General features: G+C 61.1%; 1 protein-coding gene. It reads right to left on the bottom strand.

What is annotated here, in order from left to right:
- Positions 1-453 (bottom strand): hypothetical protein (locus tag QCE62_RS35145; protein WP_309928034.1); only part of this gene is annotated, 453 nt, incomplete at its 3' end.
- Between the last annotated feature and the right edge of the window lie 15 nt (positions 454-468).

Genomic DNA, 468 nt, shown 5'->3' with positions numbered 1-468 from the left:
ATAGATCGCCGCTTCTTCTCCCGGCGCTTGCCGCTCGATCAGCTTGCCGCGTGCATCGTGCTTCAGACGCGTGGTGCGTCCGAGCGGATCGGTCAATCCCACCAGATAACCCAACGGGTCATAGTCGAGGGTCGTGACCTGTTGGGCGGCGTTGCGCACCCGAATCAATTGACCGCGTGGGTCATAAGCGAATGCGGTGACAAGGCCCGAGGGCGTAGTCTGCGCAACGAGATTACCGCGCGTGTCCCATGCCTGCTTCCACTGGCCGCCTTCGGGATTGGTGATCTGAACCGGGCGCTGTTCATCGTCATATTGGGTGCGCGTCGCGCTGCGATCCGGCAGCGTGTGCGTCAGCAGATTGCCGCACAAATCGTATTCCCACGTGGTCCTGTTTCCTGCAGGGTCCACTGCTGCAACCGTGCGTCCCAGCCCGTCATAGCGATAACTGGACATGCCACCCAACTGATC

Source organism: Caballeronia sp. LZ033 (assembly GCF_031451265.1).
In the GTDB taxonomy this organism is placed as follows: domain Bacteria; phylum Pseudomonadota; class Gammaproteobacteria; order Burkholderiales; family Burkholderiaceae; genus Caballeronia.
The sequence above is the reverse complement of the archived record's forward strand: the minus strand, read 5'-3'. Positions and strand labels throughout refer to the sequence as shown.